The organism is Dellaglioa sp. CoH-57-MRSF-19 (assembly GCF_056781975.1).
The window spans coordinates 1-613 of sequence record NZ_JBXAXW010000073.1 but is presented as its reverse complement, the minus strand read 5'-3'; the positions used below and the strand labels follow the sequence as shown (position 1 = coordinate 613).

The 613-nt window shown below is 58.2% G+C and carries 1 protein-coding gene; it reads right to left on the bottom strand.

The window, feature by feature from the left end; genetic code table 11:
* Window positions 1–6 precede the first annotated feature (6 nt).
* The gene (locus tag AC1RO3_RS08270) at window positions 7–396 is read right to left on the bottom strand and encodes a hypothetical protein (RefSeq protein WP_391857914.1); all 390 of its coding nucleotides are present in this window, start codon (window positions 394–396) and stop codon (window positions 7–9) included.
* Between the last annotated feature and the right edge of the window lie 217 nt (window positions 397–613).

The window sequence follows — 613 nt, the reverse complement described above, 5'->3', positions numbered from 1 at the left end:
CATGGTTTAATGTTCCTTCCGGTCGTGAATGGCAACCGCACCGTAAAAGCCCTTGCCAGTCAGGCGCTCGCACGCTTCACCAAAACGCGCGTCAGACGTCGCCCCGTAGTTACCGCCCGCCATGTGCCAACCGGGCACGGGTTCCCATTCGCTTTTCTCGTTGCGCTGGGCGGGAACCAGCGACAGCGCGTCCGCGTAATGATTGACGAGCAGCACGGCAGGCGCGTTACTGTCGGGTTCAAAGGGGCCATCGGCGTTGACTACGGTAAGATGCGTTGCCCGCGAGCTAATACCGTCGCGCGTGCAGTCGCGAGCCCCGAACCGGTCCGGTTCCGGCTCAAACATGCTGTCTTGCGCGTCAAACATGAAACGATAAACCGATACGCGGATGCCCATTTTTTACTCCATTTGGTTAGCGGCTCGTCGTGAGCCAGTAACCGCATTGTGACGGCAACCGATACGGGAGTCAACAATACCCTAGTGATTTAGTCGGGTATTGGATCAAAAGAAAGGGGCCTTGGCGGCCCCTCCTTGCGTCTTCCTTGTGTAGCTATCGGAATAGCTTTTCTAGCCCGTAGAACGCGGCACGGCCTACCGTACCGCCGATTCCGGC